Raw genomic sequence first — 19,078 nt, forward strand, 5'->3', positions numbered from 1 at the left:
GCGAACCGAGCGGTTTTGCCGCGGAGGAAGATTGGCTTCCCGGGTTTTCACCCGCGCTTCGAAAACCGTGAATAATTCGCTACAGGATAACCACGGGTGACCGACACGCGCACATTTCGCCCAACGTGGTAAACAAGGCGTTAACCAAGCTTAAGAAGTCTCGCATAAATCGTGAGCCGCACGACAAGCTGGGTAATCCGGGTGCGGCATAAAGGTCGGATTCGACAACGCCCTTGCGTCACCCCGCGGCTGTCGGTATAGGATTGACGTAAACGTAAAAGGCGCGAAGCCGTGTCTCTTGCGATTGACTTGTTGCAACCACGATTGGAAGCACGCCCCCGCTTCCATCCAGGCGACGCTTGGTCCGCGACCGCGGCGCCACCAGGGGAAAGCCAGTGACCATGAAACTTGTTTCGCCCGGCGAAGCCGCGGCCAATACCAATGACATTCCGGCCGAGGCCGGCGAGGAATTCGTTCGCATCGGCGAGATGGCCAAGAAATACGGCGTGACATTGCGCACGCTGCGTTTCTATGAAGACAAGGGCCTTCTCAATCCGCATCGCGATGGCTCGACCCGCCTCTATACGCGCCGCGACAAGGCCCGGTTGAAGCTGATCCTGCTCGGTCGCAAGGTCGGATTCTCGCTTCGCGACGTCAAGCAGATGATGGATCTCTACGATCCGACCGGCACCAACACCAAGCAGCTGCGGCTGGCCCTCGACAAGTCGGAAAAGCAGCTGGCCCGCCTGCAGAAGCAGCGCGCGCTGATCGACGACGCCATCGGCGAATTGAGCAACTCGATGTCCGTCGTACGCCAGATGCTCATCGAGCGCACCGCGGCGCCGCAGGCCAGCGCTGCCGGTTGAACGCTCGCGTTCAGCAGCGACAATCCCGCAAATGAAGAGCCGCGCGGCCATGGCCGCGCGGCTTTTCTGTCGCCACGATGCCGGAAGGCTCACAATTTTTTTGCTGCGACGAAGTTGACGTTTACGCAAACGTCAATATTTGCTATCGGGGCATCGAGTTTGACCCGGCCTGCTGTCCAGTACGTGGACAGGCAACCGGTGGGCCGCGACTATACAGGCCGGGACCATATAAGGGTGGAGGAAGGCATGACGATCTACAGGGCGCCGATCCAGGACACGCTGTTCGTGCTCAACGACGTGCTGGGCTATCGCCGCTATTCGAACCTTCCGGGCTTCTCGGACGCGACGCCAGACGTTGTCGAGGCGATCCTCGCCGAGGGCGCCAAGCTCGCCGAGAACGTCATGCACCCGCTGAACCGCGTCGGCGACATGGAAGGCTGCGTGCGCCATGACGATGGTTCGGTGACGACGCCCAACGGCTTCAAGGACGCTTTCGATCAATATTGCGCGGGCGGCTGGATGGGGCTGGCCGCACCGGCCGAGTTCGGCGGCCAGGGCCTGCCCTACACGGTGCACACCGCGGTCTCCGAATACATGGTCTCCGCCAACATGGCGCTGATGATGTATCCCGGCCTGACGCAGGGGGCGATCGCGGCGATCGTCACCCACGGCACGGACGAGCAGAAGGCGACGTGGCTGCCGAAGCTCATCGAGGGCGTCTGGACCGGCACCATGAATCTCACCGAGCCGCATTGCGGCACCGACCTCGGCCTGCTGCGCACCAAGGCCGTTCCCAACGGCGACGGCACCTACAAGATCTCCGGCCAGAAGATCTTCATCTCCGCAGGCGAGCACGACATGTCGGACAACATCGTCCACCTGGTGCTGGCCCGCGCCGAGGGCGCGCCGGAAGGCGTGAAGGGCATCTCGCTGTTCATCGTGCCGAAGTTCAAGCTCGATGCCTCGGGCAATCCCGGTGAGCGAAACACGCTCGCCTGTGGCTCGCTCGAGGAAAAGATGGGCATCCACGGCAACTCGACCTGCGTCATGAACTATGACGAGGCCGAGGGCACGCTGCTCGGCGAATTGAATGGCGGCCTGAAGGCCATGTTCACCATGATGAACGAGGCCCGCCTCGGCGTCGGCCTGCAGGGGCTTTCGATCTCCGAGATCGCCTACCAGAACGCGGTTTCATACGCCAAGGACCGACTGCAGGGTCGCTCCCTGTCGGGCGCCAAGGCGCCGGACAAGAAGGCTGATCCGATTATCGTCCATCCCGATATCCGCCGCTCGCTGATGACCATGAAGGCCTTTAACGAGGGCGGCCGGGCGCTGGCGTTATGGACGGCGATCAAGTCCGACGTCGCGCATCGTTCTGGCGACGACAAGGACCGTCAGGCGGCCGACGACTACACCGGCCTGATGACGCCGGTGGTCAAGGGCGTGCTCAGCGACAGGGGTTTCGATCACGCGGTGATGGCGCAGCAGGTGTTCGGCGGCCACGGTTATATCGAAGAGCATGGCATGAGCCAGTTCGTGCGCGACGCCCGCATCGCCATGATCTATGAGGGCGCCAACGGCATCCAGGCGCTCGACCTCGTCGGCCGCAAGCTGGCGCAGAACGGCGGCCGCGCGGTGCAGGCCTTCTTCAAGGAGGTCGGTGAATTCTGCGAGGAAAACCGCGCTGACGAGAAGATGGCGCTCTTTACCAAGGCGCTGAAGAAGGGCCTCAACGACCTTCAGGCGGCCACCATGTGGCTGGTGCAGAACGCGATGGCCAAGCCTGACAATGCAGGTGCCGCCTCGACCGACTACATGCATCTCTTCGGCCTCGTGGCGCTGGGCTACATGTGGGCGCAGATGGCGAAATCGGCGCAGGCCAAGCTCGCGGAGGGCGCCAATGGCGCTGGCGTGTTCTACGACACCAAGCTGGTGACCGCGCGCTTCTTCATGGAGCGCATCATGCCGGAGACGGCGACGCGTCTTGCCCGCATTTCCAGTGGGGCGGACACGCTGATGGCGCTGCCGGCGGAAGCGTTCTAGGTTTGGCGGACCGGCCCCGGGCCGATCCTCACATTTGTCGGAACGCGGAGGAAATCGTGGCGACAAATCCAGCCGAAATTCTTGGCCTGCCCAAGCCCGCCTGGGCGGCGGACGAGGTCGGAATGCTCTACGACATGGCATCCCGCTTCATGTCGGAAGAGATCGCGCCGCGCTATGACGAGTTCGAGAAGAACGAGATGTTCGACCGCGAGAGCTGGCTTAAGGCCGGCGCTGCCGGTCTGCTCTGCGCCTCCATGCCGGAGAAATATGGCGGTTCGGGCGGCACCTTCGCGCATGAGAGCGCCATCATCGAGGCGATCGGCCATGTCGGGGTCGACGGCTTCGGCATCGGGCTCCACAACTCGATCGTCGCGCCCTACATCCTGCATTACGGCTCGGAGGAGCAGAAGGAGAAATGGCTGCCCAAGCTTGCGACCGGGGAGCTGATCGGCGCCATTGCCATGACCGAGCCCGGCGCCGGCTCCGACCTGCAGGGCGTTAAGACCCGCGCCGAAAAGGACGGCAACCATTACAAGATCAGCGGCTCGAAAACCTTCATCACCAATGGCCAGCTCGCCAATCTGATCATCGTCGTCACCAAGACCGATCCGGACAAGGGCGCCAAGGGCACCTCGCTGATCGTCGTCGAGACCGATCAGGTCGAAGGCTTTGAGCGCGGCCGCAACCTCGACAAGATCGGGCTCAAGTCGAACGACACGTCCGAGCTGTTCTTCAACGAAGTGCGTGTGCCGACCTCGAACCTGCTCGGCCACGAGGAGGGCAAGGGCTTCGTCCAGCTGATGCAGCAATTGCCGCAGGAGCGACTGCAGATCGGCACCGGGGCCATCGCGATGATCGAGCGGGCGCTGGCGCTCACCATCGACTACGTCAAGGAACGCAAGGCCTTCGGCAAGGCGGTCATCGATTTCCAGAACACCCAGTTCAAGCTGGCCGAATTGAAGACCGAGGCCACGATCGGCCGCGTCTTCTACAATGACTGCGTCGCACGCCATATCGGCGGCGGCCTCGATCCCGTGACTGCCTCGATGGCCAAGTACTGGCTCAGCGACCTGCAGGGAAAAGTCGTCGACGAATGCCTTCAATTGCATGGCGGCTATGGCTACATGAATGAATATCCGATCGCCCGCATGTACCGCGACGCCCGCGTTCAGCGCATCTACGGCGGCACCAACGAAATCATGAAATTGCTGATCGGGCGCTCTCTGTGAGCGCCGCTGTTGGCAAAGCCAGGGAGCACGAAAATGACTGAGGCTTACGTCTATGATGCCGTGCGCACGCCGCGCGGCAGGGGCAAGAAGGATGGCTCGCTGCATGAGGTGCCGGCGGTGCGGCTAGCGGCCAGGACCCTGGAAGCCCTGCGCGACCGCAACGGGCTCGACACGGGCACTGTCGATGACATCATCTTCGGCTGTGTCGACCCGGTCGGCGAGGCGGGGGCTGTCATTCCGCGCGCCGCTGCCTTCGAGGCCGGCTACGCGACCTCGGCGCCGGGCATGCAGATATCGCGCTTCTGCGCCTCGGGTCTCGACGCCATCAACTTCGGCGCAGCCAAAATCGTCCAGGGGGCGGACGAGATCGTCATTGCCGGCGGCGTCGAATCCATGTCGCGCGTTGGCATGGGCATGTCCGGCGGCGCCTGGTTCATGGACCCCTCCGTTGGCCTGCCCGGCTGGTTCGTGCCGCAAGGCATCTCCGCCGACCTGATCGCCACCAAATACGGCTTTTCCCGCGACGACGTCGACGCCTATGCCGTCGAGAGCCAGAAGCGCGCCGCCAAGGCCTGGGCCGACGGCCGCTTCAAGAATTCGGTGATCCCGATCAAGGACCAGAACGGCCTGTTGATCCTCGACCATGACGAGCACATGCGGCCGACGACCGACATGCAGTCGCTGGCCTCGCTCAATCCGTCCTTCGTCATGCCCGGCGAAATGGGTGGATTCGACGCGGTCGCCGTGCAGAAGCATCCGGAAGTGGAGGAGGTCAACCACGTCCACCACGCCGGCAATTCCTCCGGCATCGTCGACGGCGCCGCCGCCGTGCTGCTCGGTTCCAGGAAGGCCGGCAAGGCGATGGGGCTCAAGCCGCGCGCACGCATCCGCGCCTTCGCCAATATCGGCTCGGAGCCGGTGCTGATGCTGACCGGACCCGTCGACGTCACCGAGAAGCTCTTGAAGCGAGCGAAGATGAAGCTGTCGGACATCGACCTGTTCGAGCTCAACGAAGCCTTTGCTTCCGTCGTGCTGCGCTACATGCAGGCCTTCGACATTCCGCACGACAGGATCAACGTCAACGGCGGGGCGATCGCCATGGGCCATCCGCTCGGCGCCACGGGCGCCATGATCCTGGGCACGGTGCTGGACGAGCTGGAGCGCCGCGACCTAAACACCGCGCTGGTCACGCTCTGCATCGGCGCCGGCATGGGCACCGCCACCATCATCGAACGCGTCTGAGGGAGAAGACCATGAGCTACACCAATTTCACCCTCGACCTGGACGCCGACGGCATCGCACTGATCACCTGGAACATGCCGGACCGCTCGATGAACGTCTTCACCGAGGAGGTGATGCGCGAACTGAACGCCATCGTCGATAAGGTTGCCGGCGACGTCGCCATCAAGGGTGCTGTCATCACCTCCGGCAAGGACAGCTTCTCCGGCGGCGCCGACATCGCCATGCTGCAGAAGATGCTGGCCACCTTCGCCGCGGATAAGGAGAAGGATCTCGAGAAGGCGACCAAGGCGCTGTTCGAGAATGCCGGCTACATGACCGGCCTGTTCCGCAAGATCGAGACTTGCGGCAAGCCGTTTGTTTCGGCGATCAATGGCACCTGCATGGGGGGCGCCTTCGAGATGTCGCTTGCCTGCCATGGCCGTGTCGCCGCCGACAGCGACAAGGTGAGGATGGCGCTTCCCGAGGTGAAGATCGGCATCTTCCCGGGCGCCGGCGGCACCCAGCGCGTGCCGCGGCTGACCGATCAGCAGCAGGCGCTGCAGATGCTGACCTCCGGCCAGAACCTGACGCCGCAAAAGGCGAAAGCCATGGGCCTGATCCATGAGATCGCCGAGCTTTCGAAGCTTGTCGAGACAGCCAAGGCGATGATCAAGAACGGCCTGAAGCCGGTGGCGCCGTGGGACGAGAAGGGTTTCAAGCTGCCGGGCGGTCCGATTTATTCGGCGGCAGGCGCCAATCTCTGGCCGCCGGCGATCGCCATCCTGCGCCGCGAAACCTACGGCAACTATCCGGCCGCTGCCGCGATCCTGAAATGCGTCTATGAAGGCCTGCTGGTGCCGTTCGATACCGCGCTCAGGATCGAGCAGCGCTATTTCACCGAGATCATGCAGTCGAAGGAGGCGGCGGCGATGATCCGCTCGCTGTTCCTGTCGCTGCAGGAATTGAACAAGGGCGCGCGCCGCCCCGCCGGCGTGCCGGACACCAAGTTCAAGAAGATCGGCATCCTCGGCGCCGGCTTCATGGGCGCGGGTATTGCCTATGTCACCGCGCGCGCCGGGATTCCGGTGGTGCTGCTCGACCGCGACCTGCCGTCGGCCGAGAAGGGCAAGGCGCATTCCGACAGCCTGATGGCTGACCAGGTCAAGAAAGGGCGTGCCAAGCCGGAAGACAAGGACAAGCTTCTGTCGCTTATCACGCCGACGGCCGACTATGGCGACCTTGCCGGCTGCGACCTAGTCGTCGAGGCTGTCTTCGAGGATTCGAACGTCAAGAAGGAAGCCACCGAAAAGGCGGAAGCGGTGCTGAAGTCGTCGGCGATCTTCGCGTCCAACACGTCCACGATCCCGATCACCGCGCTGGCGAAGAACTCGGCGCGGCCGAAGAACTTCATTGGCATCCATTTCTTCTCGCCGGTCGACAAGATGATGCTGGTCGAGATCATCCTCGGCAAGAAGACCAGCGACAAGGCCCTGGCCGTCGCCTTCGATTTCGTGCGTGCCATCAAGAAGACGCCGATCGTGGTCAACGACACGCGCGGTTTCTACGTCAACCGTTGCGTGCTGCGCTACATGTCCGAAGCCTACAAGATGCTGATCGAGGGGGTGCCTGCGCCGATGATCGAAAATGCCGCCAAGGCCGCCGGCATGCCGGTCGGACCGCTGGCGCTGACCGACGAGACGGCCGTTGACCTTGCCCAGAAGATCATGAAGCAGACCATCAGGGATCTTGGCGAGAAGGCCGTTGATCCGAGCCAGATGGCGCTGATCAACACCATGGTCGACGCGCACGGCCGCTTCGGCCGCAAGAACGGCAAGGGTTTCTACGATTATCCGGCAAAGCCCGCGAAAAAGAAGTTGTGGCCGGGGCTGAAGGACCTCTATCCGCAGCTGAAACCCGAGAAGGTCGACTATGAGGAGCTCAAGCAGCGCCTGCTGGTCACCATCGCGCTGGAAGCGGCGCGCGTGATGGAAGAGGGCATCGTCACCGATCCGCGCGAAGCGGATGTCGGCTCGATCCTGGCCTTCGGCTTCGCGCCCTTCACCGGCGGCGCGCTGTCTTATATCGACGGCATCGGCGCCAAGCGTTTCGTCAAGATCGCCAAGGGCCTGCAGAAGAAGTATGGCGCCGAGTTCAAGGCGCCGAAGCTTCTGCTCGACATGGCCGAGAAGGGCGAGACCTTCTACCAGCGCTTCGACCCCTACCAGAAGGGCGAGGCCAGACAGGCGGCCTGACGAGCCAGCATGTATGTCTGGGCGCGAATGGCCCCCACCATGGCCACGGCGTGGAGCCGTGGCCCTTACCGGGTCGGTGAGGAAGCGGCGCGAACAGGCCAAAGCGACCTGATCAGGCAGCGAGGCGCTTCAAAAGCGGCTTATCTGTTGGTCGGTGTGAAGGAAGGTCCGGACGCCACATTTCGGTGAGCAATTCTTCCTGGCCTTCTATGCCGCCGTGGATTTCGGTGGCGCCGGTGGACAAGGGCGTAACTGCGCGCTAGACAGGACTGAGGCATTTTTTCCTGTTTTCAAAGGAGCGCGCGCGTGCTGTCACACGACCGCGTATGGGCCGCAATCGACGCTCTCGCCGAGCGTTATTCGCTGTCGGCTTCCGGCCTTGCCCGGCGCGCAGGCCTTGATTCGACGGCCTTCAACAAGTCGAAGCGCCTGTCGTCCGACGGCCGGCCGCGCTGGCCGTCGACCGAATCGCTGGCCAAGATCATCGAGGCTACCGGCGCGTCGCTCGAGGAATTCACCGGACTGATCGAAGGGCGCTCCGGCGCGTCGGCGGCGAATAAGCGCAGCGCCGTACCGTTGCTCGGCTTCGCCCAGGCCGGCGCGGGCGGTTTCTTCGACGATGCCGGCTATCCGGCGGGGCAGGGCTGGGATCTGGTCGAGCTTCCGGCGCGCGCGACCGAGACGTCCTACGCGCTGCAGGTGCAAGGCGATTCCATGCTTCCGCTCTACCGCAATGGCGATGTGCTGATCGTCGAACCCGGCGCGCCGACCCGCAAGGGCGACCGTGTCGTGGTCAAGACAACCGCCGGGGAGGTGATGGCCAAGGTGCTCGACCGGCAAACCGTGAAATCGGTCGTGCTGGTTTCGCTTAATCCCGCCCACCCGGACAGGGACATTCCGGCGCGCGATATCGAATGGGTGGCGCGCATCGTCTGGGCGAGCCAGTAGGTCCGGGCTGGTGCGGCTTGTTCCAACAGCCCTCGCGGCTCTGGCGATTCCGCTCATGGCGGCGCTCGTCGTTGCCGGCGGACACACGGTCAAGAGCCATGAGAGCGTCATCACGGTCGATCGGATCGATCCCATCGCCGGTGCGCTTCCCACCGTCGGCGGGGACGCGCTTTCCGCTTCTGACGCGCCGCAAGAGCCGATGACCTCGGCCATTTCCGCGCCCGCCGCTCCGCAGCCACCGAACCCCGCTCTTCACTCGAGGGCCATCGATCCCGAAACGGTGGCGCCCCCGGCACTGTCGGACCAGGAGCTCGAACGGGTGGAACCGCGCGCGCCGCTCAGCGATCTGGCGCTGGCCGGGCCGCCCAAGCCGCCCAAAACGAAGATGCCAGGCGACTGGAACGGCACGAAATTGTTCCAGCCGGTCGCCGTCGCCGCCGGGCTGATCGAGGGGAAGGGCTACGCCGTTGCCGTTTCCGGCGTGGACGTCGTCAAGGCGGATGAAACCTGCAGCGAGGACGGCAGGAGCTGGGCCTGTGGTGCGCGCGCCAGGACAGCCTTTCGCGCCTTCCTGCGCGGTCGGGCGGTCGCGTGCGCGGTGCCACCGGAGGGCGGCCGCGACACTATTTCCGCCGAATGCCATATCGGCAACCAGGACATCGGCCAGTGGCTGGTCGAGAACGGCTGGGCGCGTGCCGCGCAAGGCGGTCCCTACGTCGAGGCCGAGAACAAGGCCCGCACCGCAAGAAAAGGTATTTTCGGGCCGGCGCCGAAGCTTGACGGCCTGCCGGCGCTGCCGGCCGCAGAGGAACCGGCGCCCGCCGCGCCGGATTCGATCCTGCCGGCCGATGGCGGCGACGTTACGCCGCCAGCTGACCAGCCAGCGCCCGGTCAATGAGCGCGCGTGTCTCGGCGATGCCGTAAAGCGCCGCGAACGAGCCGAAGCGCGGCCCGCGTTCCTGGCCGATCAGCACCTGGTAGATCATCTGGAAGAAGGCCACCGACACGCCGGGTCCGCCTTCCGGGCTCTGCTTGGAATGGTCCTGATAGCGCTCGATCTTGCGCGCCACGTTGAGCGCGGCGTTCTGGATCGCCTCGCTGTCGGCGCCTTGCGGCAGCCTGCCAAGCGCCTCGGAAAGCTTCGCCAGCGCATCGCGCTCCACCTCATCAGCGGCACGGTAGACCTTGGCCGGCTTCACGAAGTCGTCGAAGTAGCGAATCGCGTAGCCGGTCAGCCGGTCGAGCTCCGGGTGCGTTGCGGGCGTCACGCCCGGCGCATGGCGCGAGATGAAGCCCCAAAGCACCGCCTTGTCATGCGCGTTGGAGGCGCTCACCAGGTTGAGCAGCAGCGCGAAGGGCACTGGCAGGTCGATGGCCGGCGGATTGCCGTCATGCATGTGCCAGACAGGATTGCCTAGCCGCTCCTTCCAATCCTGCCGCGGATAGGCGCCCAGGAAAGTGTAATACTCGTCCACGGCCTTCGGGATGACGTCGAAGTAGAGTTTCTTCGCCTGTCGTGGCCGCTGGTACATATAGAGGCCAAGGCTCTCCGTCGGCGCGTAGGTCAGCCATTCGTCGATGGTCAGGCCATTGCCCTTCGATTTCGATATCTTCTGGCCTTCTTCGTCGAGGAACAGCTCGTAGACGAAATGCTCCGGCGCGCGTCCGCCGAGGATGTTGCAGATGCGGTCGTAGATCGCAGCGTTGGTCTGGTGGTCCTTGCCGAACATCTCGAAGTCGACGCCGAGCGCAGCCCAGCGCATGCCGAAGTCCGGCTTCCACTGCAGCTTCACATGGCCGCCCGTTACCGGCAGCGTCGTCTCGGTGCCTTCGTCGTCGAAGGTGATTGTGCCGGCCTTGGCGTGTACATTTATCATCGGCACGTAGAGCACGCGGCCGCTCTTGGGCGAGATAGGCAGGAACGGGCTGTAGGTCGCCTGGCGCTCCGGCCCAAGCGTCGGCAGCATCACGCTCATGATCTCGTCGTAGCGTTCGGCGGCGCGCAGCAGCACTTCGTCGAACCTGCCGGCCTTGTAGTATCTGGTCGCGCTGGCGAACTCATAGTCGAAGCCGAACGTGTCCAGGAAGCGGCACAGCATCGCGTTGTTGTGGTCGGCGAAGCTCGCATAGTCGCCGCCGAACGGATTGGGCACAGCCGTCAGCGGCATATGCAGATAGGGCTCGAGCGCGGCGCGGTCCGGCACGTTGTCCGGGATCTTGCGCATGCCGTCCATGTCGTCGGAGAAGCACAGAAGCTTGGTCTTGACTTTGTCCCCCGTCAGCACCCGGAAGGCATGCCGCACCATGGTCGTGCGCGCCACTTCGCCGAATGTGCCGATATGCGGCAGGCCGGAGGGACCGTAGCCGGTCTCGAACAGGACGGTCTCGGGAAAGTCCTTACCTTTGTATCGCGTGATGATCTTCTTGGCTTCCTCGAACGGCCAGGCCTTGCTCTCTGCCGCCGCGGAAAGCATCTCGGGATTGAGATCGATGATGTTTGATCCCGTCATGTCGAAGTTCCAGTCATGGCCGTCTGCGCGGCGGATAAGATTTGTCGACCGGTCTGTAGGCGCGCGAGACCGGAGCGTCAACGATTTGCGGTGGTTTTCCTTGCGGCGCCACAATGGCGCTCCTACGTTGGAGCGCGATCATACGGTGCATGTCGCCCCCAAGTGCCCCGTGCCTTGGTGGCAACGAGATGCACGGCCCTGGAGTTTTGAATGCCTCCATTGACGCCGCACGAAGCCCTCATCCACCTGATGGTCATCACATCGGCCTCCGATCGCGACATGACCGATGTCGAGCTGGCCCGGATCGGCGACGTCGTCCGATCCTGGCCGGTGTTCGTCGACTTCAACCAGGATCGGCTGGTTGCGGTGGCCCAAGCCTGTCAGAAGGCGCTGCACGAGAAAGACGGCTTGGAAGGCGTACTCGATCGTGTCACCGCGGCGCTGCCGGAGCGGTTGCGGGACACGGCTTACGCCGCCGCCTTCGAGGTCGCCGCGGTCGATCTCGAAATGCGCATGGAGGAAGTCAGGGTGCTGCAGCTCATCCGTCTCAAGCTCGATCTCGACACGCTGACGGTTGCCGCGATCGCGCGTGCCGCGAAAGCCCGCCTGCGCACGCTCACCTGAAGGCGCATCGCGTCGCCGCGCCTGCCGGACGCCTTAGAAGAAGCTTACGGGGAAATAGCGCAGGTAGAATTCGGCGAAGGTGCCCTTGATCGAGATTTCCTGCAGGGCGTAATCGAAGGCGGCGGCAAGCGCGGTGTCGGTCTTGCGGGTGGCGATCGCCATGCCCGAGCCCAGATATTCAGGCGCCAGGTACGGACCGCCGGCGAACCGGCAGCAGCCGGCGGCGTCCGAGCCGGCCAACCAGAAGGCGAAGCGCATGCCGTCGCCGAAAGCGGCGTCGATCTTGCCGGCCTTGAGGTCGACGTAGAGGCCTTCCGGCGTGTCGAAGGTCACCACCTGCACTGTGGCGAAGTAGTCGCGCAGCATCTTCTCATGCGCCGAGCCGGCGACGACGCCGACCCGCTTGCTGCGCAGCTTGTCGAGAATTGGCTCGGCGAAAGCCTTCGCCTTCGGCATGATGAAGCGCGCCGGGAACTGCATATAGGATCGCGAAAACGCGTACTTCTCGCGGCTTTGCGGCGTCGCGGCGATGCCGGCGATGATCGCCTCGCCCTCGCCTTTCTGGAGGGCGTCCTCCAACTCGTTCCACGGCAGGGCCTGGACCTGGCATTTCTCGACAACGCCCAATTCCGCGCAGATTGCCCGCGCCAGATCGATGTGGAAACCCGAGAGGCGGCCCGAACCGTCGAGGAAGTTGAAGGGCGGAAAATCGGTGGTGGTGAGGAATCTGAGCCGCGGCAGCGCGGTGAGGTCGGGTTTCGGCAGCCGCTCCTTGGCATCCCACAGCACCGGCACCTGCGGCTCCGCGCCTTGAGTCGCGCCGGCAAAGGGCAGTGTACCGGCAAGTGCGGACATCAGGGCCAGAAATATCCACCGCAAGGTCACGATCTGGCTCCGCGCACATCCCCGATCGGAGGCTTTTGGTATGAAAATGATGCAGGCACAACGGTTTTTGATTTCACGCGGCTAAATTAAGCGTATCATTCCCAGCGTTGCAAATGACCCCGTGCGCCGGAAGGGGGAAGCTACCGGCGTTGTGGGGAAGGTTGCGGCTTGGGGTTGATGGCGAAGGGGTGTTCGGCCATCTACCCTGGGTAAGGAAAAAGCAGAAGCAACATGGGGTAGATGTTGCGATGGGCCTGTTCGACAGAACTTTGGAATACATAGACCAGTTGCAGAATGCTGGCACCGCGGCGGCGGTTTGCGAGAGGCTTCTGGGCGTCACTTCGAATTTCGGCCTGACGGCGCTGATGGCGGGAACCGTGCCGCAGCCCGGCACGCCGCGTGGCCAGCAGAAACAGCACGTGCTGCTTTGCGATTGGCCTGGCGATTGGCTTGAGCGCTATGTCGCGCGCAACTATGTGGACCACGATCCGGTCGTCAGCCACATGAAGCAACTACAGGCGCCGTTCCAATGGCGGGATGCCTCCAAGAGCGCCTTGATCGACAAGGGCAGCGACGAAGTCATGGGTGACGCGCGCGAGTTCAAGTTGCGCGACGGCCTGGCGCTTCCGCTGGTCACGCTCGACGGCCAGATCGTCATGGTATCGCTGGGCGGCGAGACCGTTGAACTGTCGGATGCCGAATTCGGAATGGTGTCGCTGGCGTCGACCTATGCGATCGGTCGCGCCATGCAACTGCATACCAAGGCCGAAAGGGTCGTTGATCACATAGAATTGACGGCGCGTGAGCGGGAATGCTTGCAATGGGCGGCCGTTGGCAAGTCCGAATGGGAGATATCTCAAATTTTAGGCATCTCGGAACACACTTCGGAGAAACATCTTCTTAACGCCAAGAGCAAACTGGGTGCTGCGAACCGGGTTCAGGCTGTCGCAGAGGCGATTAGACGTGGCTATATTAGCTAGGTCGGCCGTGCCGACCTAGAAATTCTTGCCTGCGCATTCGCGCATATTTCAAGGGACATCACGGCCGTATCTTCCTCTCACGCCTAGGAGACGGCTAATGCTCTTTGCCCTTACCACTCAAGAATTGATGGAACGCCCCGACCTTTGGGAGGCCGTCCACCGCCTGCGCTACAAGGTCTTCGTAGAGGAAATGGGATGGACCGATCTCGATCGTCCTGACCAGCTCGAGATCGACCAGTTCGACCATGACGAGGCAGAGCACCATCTGGTCATTCGCAACGGTGAACTGGCCGGTTACCAGCGCATGCTGCCCACCACCCGGCCGCATCTTCTGACGGACGTGCTGTCGGACCTCTGCGAGGGTCCGTCCCCCTCGGGTCCAAACGTCTGGGAACTGACCCGCTACGCGGTCGCTCCGGGTTTTCGTGACGGCAAGCGCGGCGTCTCGACCGTCGGCACGGAACTGATCGCCGGCTTCGTCGAATGGGGCCTCAACCGCTCCGTCAACCAGGTCATCATCGAGTTCGAGCCGATGTGGGTGCTGCGGGCGCTGCAACTGCACTTCCTGGCGAGGCCGCTCGGCTACCAGCGCACCTATGGCAACCAGCAGGTCGTGGCCACGCTGCTCACCTTCACCGAGCACACGCTCGATGTCGTGCGGGCTCGCCGCAATCACTACCTGCCGGTGCTGAACCGGGGCTATCCGGGTCAGCTCGGCCTTAGGCAGGCTTCGTGATGGAGGCGGTCATGAGTTTCCATCCCGAACCGGAACTGCGCGGCCACACGCTGGTCGTCACCGTGTCCTCGCATGACGGCCGGCCGGTGCTCGACAGGCACGCTTATGCGAGTCTCGCCAGGACCTTGCACGAAGCGGCAGTCGACGACGAGGTCCGCGTCGTCATGCTGCGCGGCCTTGCCGGGTGCTTCTGCCTCGGCGGCGACTTCTCGGAGTTTCTCGACGCCACCAAGCACCGAGAGCTGATCGCCGCCGTCACCGACATGTTCCGCATGCTGGCGACCTTCCCCAAGCCGGTCCTTGCCTGTGTCGACGGCGATGCCGTAGGCGTCGGCTGCACCATCCTGTTCCATTGCGATATGGTGATCGCATCCAGGGGCAGCACCTTCAGGGTGCCTTTCGTCGATTTCGGCCTGGTGCCGGACGCGGCGACCAGCATTCTGGCGCCCCAGAAGCTCGGCTATGCCGGAGCCTTCCGCTTCTTCTGCCTGGGTGACACACTCGGCGTGGAGGACGCAAGGGCGCTCGGTCTCGTCGGCGAGGTCGTGACGGAAGGAAGCGCCGAGGAAGCAACGCTGGCGAGGGCGAAACATCTCGCCAAGAAGCCGGTGGCGGCACTGCTGCAGACGCGGAGCCTTCTCAAGGGCGATACGGACGTTTTGTGCGATCGTATCGATCACGAGATCACGCTGTTCCAGCAGGCGCTCCAGGATGACACCACGCTGAAGCGGCTGCAGCGGATCGCTCGCCTGGCCGCTTGAACTGTCACGACAATCTCAGCGCCGCGCCTGCCGGAAGGCCCGCGGCGCTGTAACCAGCGGCCTTGATGCATGCCGCCGCCCCAACCCGTCTCGGGCCTGAGGGCATGCTTCTTGGGCGACATGCATCAATCTTTCAGGAATTTGGGCCCTTCGCCGATGATGTTCTTGTCGGGCTTGCCGACGGCATCTGGATTGCGGCCCTCATAGGGCAGCGACAGCAGGATACGCTGGATAACCGCAAGCCGGGCGCGGCGCTTGTCGTTGGCGCGCACGATGATCCAGGGCGAGAACGCCTTGTGTGTGCGCTTGACCATCAGGTCGCGAGCCTTGGTGTAGTCGTCCCATTTGTTGACGGCCGCGATGTCGATCGGCGAGAATTTCCAGCTCTTCAGCGGCGACCAGCGGCGGTCATGGAACCGCTCGAGCTGAGTCTCGCGGCCGATGTCCAGCCAGAACTTGAAGAAATGAATGCCTTCGTTGCAGATCATCCGCTCGAAATGCGGCGTCTCGTCGAGGAATTTCTCATGCTGCTCGGGCGTGCAGAACCCCATGACGGGCTCGACACCGGCGCGGTTGTACCAGGAGCGGTCGAAGGTGACGAATTCGCCCGAAGTCGGGAAATGGGCGACATAGCGCTGGTAGTACCATTGCCCGGCCTCCGTCGACGTCGGCCTGGGCAACGCCACGTTGCGGGCCGTGCGCGGGTTCATGTACTGCCGCAGCACGAAGATCGTGCCGCCCTTGCCGGCCGCGTCGCGCCCTTCGAAAAGCGCCATCACCCGCCCGCCGGTGGTCTGCAGCCAGGCCTGCGCCTTGACCAGTTCGATCTGCAGCCGCTCGAGCTCCTTTTCGTAATCCTGGTCTTGCATCTTCTTGTCGTAGGGATAGCCGCCGGTGGTCAGCTTTTTGTCCTCGATCCAGTCCGGAAGCACCGGGTTGTCGATATCGAACTCGCGCTCCTTGCCGCCGATCTTGATCTTGATTGGTGCCGGTGCCGGCACTGCTTCAGCGGTTTCCGGGGCTTTTTTCATCCAGACGAACCTTTCCAGTTTGGGGACTCATGCTATGGGAGCCAGTGCGGCGTGCCCATCCGGGCACAAAGGCGCTGTAGCATTTTGATTTTGCGCATGAACCTTCGCGAAAATCGATCCCGATTTTCAGGGCCGCATGCGCCAGGCCAGTCAAGCAGCGAGCCGCTGACCGGTCGACGGGATGCGGGGTAGCACGGGCCTATGGCAGAGACGGGCGCGGGGCAAGACAGCAGAGGGCAGGCCGTAGCGGCCCGGCTTTGGCGCAACCGTCGGCTGCTGGCCGCGGGCATCGCCGCGATTATTGCCGTCTACGCTTTCGCCGGCGCCTCCGTTTATGTGCCGCTGCTGGCCCTGGTCGTGCTGGCGATCGCGGCGATGCTGCCTGCCGATGCCGAGCGCCAGTCAGCCGCCGCGTCCGCCGCGATCGAGGCCAGCGGGCTGCAGCAACTGTCCGGAGAGTACCTGGCGGCTGCTGTCGCCGATCCGCTGATCATCTTCGACCATTCCGCCGCCATCGTTCACGCCAACGCCGCCGCTTTCGCGGCCTTCGGGGGCCTCGCGCCGGGCATGTCACTGGCCTTGAAGTTTCGCGCGCCGGAAATGCAGGCGTTGCTGGACAGCATTCTGTCGGGGCAGGTCGCCGCCAATGCCGTCGACTACACCGAGAAGCTGCCGGTGGAACGGACTTACCGGGTCAGCGCGTCCACGGTCGGCCATGCCACCTGCCTCTATGTGTTGGTGTTCAAGGATCAAAGCGAGACGCGGCGCATCGATCGCATGCGGGCCGACTTCATCGCCAATGCCAGCCATGAGTTGCGTACGCCGCTCGCCTCGATCGCCGGCTTCATCGAGACGCTGCGCGGGCCCGCCCGCAACGATCCGGCGGCGCGCGACCAGTTCCTGCAGATCATGCAGAACCAGACCGGCCGCATGGCCCGCCTGATCGACGATCTGCTCTCGCTCTCGCGACTGGAAATGAAACCCTATCTGAGACCGGGCACGGAGGTCGATCTTCGCCAGACGATCGACAGCGTCATCGATTCGCTAGGGCCGCTGGCCGGCGAGAACGGCCTGGTGATCGAGCGGGAGTTCGCCAACGGGCGGCTTGTCGTTCCCGGCGACCGCGACGAGCTGTTCCAGGTCTTCGAGAATCTCCTGGAGAACGCCTGCAAGTATGGCCAGTCAGGCGGACGTGTAACCGTATCGATTGTCGGCACGGAGGACAGCCAGCAGCCGGGGTTCGACGTCACGATCAGGGACTACGGCCCGGGCATCGCCGAAGAACACATCCCGCGCATAACCGAACGCTTCTACCGCGTCGACGTCGAAAACAGCCGCACGCAGAAGGGCACCGGACTTGGCCTTTCGATCGTCAAGCATATATTGACCCGTCATAACGCAAGATTGTCGATCAAGTCGGAAGTCGGGAAGGGCGCGGCGTTCACGGTTCATTTGCCGGCTCGCTGATCCGTGTATTGTCGCCAACCGAGATTTTCTTCTTTCTGTCACGCGGTTCGCGTATCAGCGGCGGATTGAGGGAACGCATAAGCCGGCACAAACCGGGAAGGCATCCAAATGCAGTCCGTCCACACTGTCAGTGCCTATGATGAGGAACTGAAATTCCTGTCGAAGCGCATTGCCGCGATGGGCGGTCATGCCGAGCGCATGGTCGAGCAGGCCATCGCGGCCCTGGTCAATGTCGACCATGGCCTTGCCCAAAAGGTCATCCAGGATGACCTTGTGCTCGACGAAGCGCAGCGTGAGATCGACGACAAGGCCATCATCATCATTGCCAGGCGCCAGCCGATGGCGACGGATCTCCGCGAGATCGTCGGCGCGATCCGGATCTCGGCCGATATCGAACGTGTCGGCGATCTCGGCAAGAACGTTGCCAAGCGTGTGGCGTCGGTCGGCGGACGCCAGCCGAACAGCCTTTTCCGTGGTCTGGAGGCGCTTGCCAACCTGGCGTTGACGCAGCTCAAGGAAGTGCTCGACGTCTACGCATCGCGCTCGGTCGAGATGATCGGCTTCGTGCGCGACAGGGATGACCAGATCGACGCCATGTACACCTCGCTGTTCCGCGAGCTTTTGACCTACATGATGGAAGATCCGCGCAACATCACGCCCTGCACGCACCTTCTGTTCTGCGCCAAGAACATCGAACGCATCGGCGACCATGCGACCAACATCGCCGAGACCATCTACTATATCGTCACCGGCGACCAGATGCCCCCCGAGCGGCCGAAGGGAGACAAGACCGATAAGGTCGTGCTTCCCGGCATCGTATCGGCCAAGTGAAGTCAGGCCCTCTCGAAGGGCTCTCCGATTTTAGGCTCAGCTCGCCTGGATCGGGCTGCTCGAGTCCGATCGTAAACTGTTGCTGAGGGTGTAGGCGCAGTCCACCTGCATGACCTGGCGATCGAGGATGCCGAGCATCCGCACCAGCTGCTCATGATCGAGCAATTGGGCGATGCCCTGTTCATCGTGCCCGCACCGCGCAACGGATCGTCGGCCGCGTCGCCTCAGGTTTTCTGCTGGTTCAGCTTGGAGCCGCCATCGCCGTCTTCCTTGTCCATTTCCTTGACGATATCCTTGAAGGTCCGGAAGAAGCGTTCCATGTAACCCATGGTCTTGTTGAAATCCTCTTCGCTGGGCAGCTTCGATTCCAGCCGGGCGGAGAGCGAATTCTCGAGCTTGGCGACACGCGCGTCGAGCGCCTTGACCGAATTGTCCAGCCGGTCGATCTCGTCCTGATAGGCGGCTCGCTCGTCCGCCGCCATCTTGCAGACAAGCTGGCCTGAGCGTTCCTCGCAGATAGACATGGCCCCGGTCCTAGTGTCCATGCGGACATAACCGTTGGCCGACTTCTCCAGGCGGAAGTGATCGGTCTCCTCGGAATAGGCGGAGACGGCAACCAGCGAGCAGAGCGCCGCCGGGATCAGGATGTGGTGAAGACGCATATTGTCCTCCATGAGCGACTGAAGGCGGGCTA

General features: G+C 63.3%; 17 protein-coding genes. 13 read left to right on the forward strand and 4 right to left on the reverse strand.

Annotated features, from left to right (window positions below):
* The first annotated feature begins 401 nt into the window (after positions 1 to 401).
* The 7 genes from ACR64R_RS26380 (at position 402) to ACR64R_RS26410 (ending at position 9,457) form a co-directional block, all read left to right on the forward strand.
* Complete coding sequence (locus ACR64R_RS26380) at positions 402 to 866, forward strand: MerR family transcriptional regulator (RefSeq protein ID WP_127867640.1); 465 nt, start codon at positions 402 to 404, stop codon at positions 864 to 866.
* 246 nt (positions 867 to 1,112) lie between these two features.
* Positions 1,113 to 2,909 (forward strand): acyl-CoA dehydrogenase, encoded by a 1,797-nt coding sequence (locus ACR64R_RS26385; protein ID WP_487359165.1) that lies wholly within the window; start codon positions 1,113 to 1,115, stop codon positions 2,907 to 2,909.
* Positions 2,910 to 2,965: 56 nt separating this feature from the next.
* Positions 2,966 to 4,138: an acyl-CoA dehydrogenase family protein gene (locus ACR64R_RS26390; RefSeq protein ID WP_487359166.1), complete on the forward strand. Its 1,173-nt coding sequence runs from the start codon at positions 2,966 to 2,968 to the stop codon at positions 4,136 to 4,138.
* A gap of 33 nt (positions 4,139 to 4,171) precedes the next feature.
* The gene (locus tag ACR64R_RS26395; RefSeq protein WP_487359167.1) at positions 4,172 to 5,380 is read left to right on the forward strand and encodes an acetyl-CoA C-acetyltransferase; all 1,209 of its coding nucleotides are present in this window, start codon (positions 4,172 to 4,174) and stop codon (positions 5,378 to 5,380) included.
* Positions 5,381 to 5,391: 11 nt separating this feature from the next.
* Positions 5,392 to 7,611, forward strand: coding sequence for a 3-hydroxyacyl-CoA dehydrogenase NAD-binding domain-containing protein (locus ACR64R_RS26400; protein ID WP_487359168.1), 2,220 nt, complete (start codon positions 5,392 to 5,394; stop codon positions 7,609 to 7,611).
* 306 nt (positions 7,612 to 7,917) lie between these two features.
* The gene (locus ACR64R_RS26405) at positions 7,918 to 8,559 is read left to right on the forward strand and encodes a S24 family peptidase (protein ID WP_487359169.1); all 642 of its coding nucleotides are present in this window, start codon (positions 7,918 to 7,920) and stop codon (positions 8,557 to 8,559) included.
* Between the two features lie 10 nt (positions 8,560 to 8,569).
* On the forward strand, positions 8,570 to 9,457 hold the full coding sequence (locus ACR64R_RS26410) for a thermonuclease family protein (RefSeq protein WP_487359170.1): 888 nt from the start codon (positions 8,570 to 8,572) through the stop codon (positions 9,455 to 9,457).
* Here the strand turns inward: ACR64R_RS26410 and ACR64R_RS26415 are convergent.
* Positions 9,420 to 11,069, reverse strand: a complete 1,650-nt coding sequence (locus ACR64R_RS26415; RefSeq protein WP_487359171.1) for a lysine--tRNA ligase — start codon at positions 11,067 to 11,069, stop codon at positions 9,420 to 9,422. The two genes, ACR64R_RS26410 and ACR64R_RS26415, sit on opposite strands and share 38 nt — an antisense overlap.
* 210 nt (positions 11,070 to 11,279) lie before the next feature.
* Between ACR64R_RS26415 and ACR64R_RS26420 the strand changes: the two genes are divergently transcribed.
* Positions 11,280 to 11,693, forward strand: coding sequence for a tellurite resistance TerB family protein (locus tag ACR64R_RS26420; protein ID WP_487359172.1), 414 nt, complete (start codon positions 11,280 to 11,282; stop codon positions 11,691 to 11,693).
* Positions 11,694 to 11,726: 33 nt separating this feature from the next.
* Here ACR64R_RS26420 and ACR64R_RS26425 read toward each other — a convergent pair whose 3' ends face one another.
* Entirely contained in the window at positions 11,727 to 12,548 is an 822-nt protein-coding gene (locus ACR64R_RS26425; protein ID WP_487359173.1) for an ABC transporter substrate-binding protein, read from the reverse strand.
* 278 nt (positions 12,549 to 12,826) lie between these two features.
* On the opposite strand from ACR64R_RS26425, the gene ACR64R_RS26430 reads away from it, so the two are divergent.
* The 3 genes from ACR64R_RS26430 (at position 12,827) to ACR64R_RS26440 (ending at position 15,055) form a co-directional block, all read left to right on the forward strand.
* Positions 12,827 to 13,558 carry a LuxR family transcriptional regulator gene (locus ACR64R_RS26430; RefSeq protein ID WP_487359174.1) on the forward strand — a complete coding sequence of 244 codons (732 nt, stop codon included), beginning with the start codon at positions 12,827 to 12,829 and terminating at the stop codon, positions 13,556 to 13,558.
* Positions 13,559 to 13,655: 97 nt separating this feature from the next.
* Positions 13,656 to 14,294: an acyl-homoserine-lactone synthase gene (locus ACR64R_RS26435; RefSeq protein ID WP_487359175.1), complete on the forward strand. Its 639-nt coding sequence runs from the start codon at positions 13,656 to 13,658 to the stop codon at positions 14,292 to 14,294.
* An 11-nt stretch (positions 14,295 to 14,305) separates the two neighbouring features.
* Positions 14,306 to 15,055, forward strand: a complete 750-nt coding sequence (locus ACR64R_RS26440; RefSeq protein WP_487359176.1) for an enoyl-CoA hydratase-related protein — start codon at positions 14,306 to 14,308, stop codon at positions 15,053 to 15,055.
* 125 nt (positions 15,056 to 15,180) lie between these two features.
* Here ACR64R_RS26440 and ppk2 read toward each other — a convergent pair whose 3' ends face one another.
* On the reverse strand, positions 15,181 to 16,086 hold the full coding sequence (gene ppk2 / locus ACR64R_RS26445; protein WP_487359177.1) for a polyphosphate kinase 2: 906 nt from the start codon (positions 16,084 to 16,086) through the stop codon (positions 15,181 to 15,183).
* A 201-nt stretch (positions 16,087 to 16,287) separates the two neighbouring features.
* Between ppk2 and ACR64R_RS26450 the strand changes: the two genes are divergently transcribed.
* On the forward strand, positions 16,288 to 17,553 hold the full coding sequence (locus ACR64R_RS26450; RefSeq protein ID WP_487359178.1) for an ATP-binding protein: 1,266 nt from the start codon (positions 16,288 to 16,290) through the stop codon (positions 17,551 to 17,553).
* Positions 17,554 to 17,661: 108 nt separating this feature from the next.
* Positions 17,662 to 18,384, forward strand: a complete 723-nt coding sequence (phoU, locus tag ACR64R_RS26455; RefSeq protein WP_487359179.1) for a phosphate signaling complex protein PhoU — start codon at positions 17,662 to 17,664, stop codon at positions 18,382 to 18,384.
* Between the two features lie 224 nt (positions 18,385 to 18,608).
* On the opposite strand, the gene ACR64R_RS26460 is transcribed toward phoU, so the two are convergent.
* Complete coding sequence (locus tag ACR64R_RS26460) at positions 18,609 to 19,046, reverse strand: hypothetical protein (RefSeq protein WP_487359180.1); 438 nt, start codon at positions 19,044 to 19,046, stop codon at positions 18,609 to 18,611.
* Positions 19,047 to 19,078 lie beyond the last annotated feature (32 nt).

The sequence above is a fragment of the Mesorhizobium sp. MC2-1-1 genome (assembly GCF_057597255.1).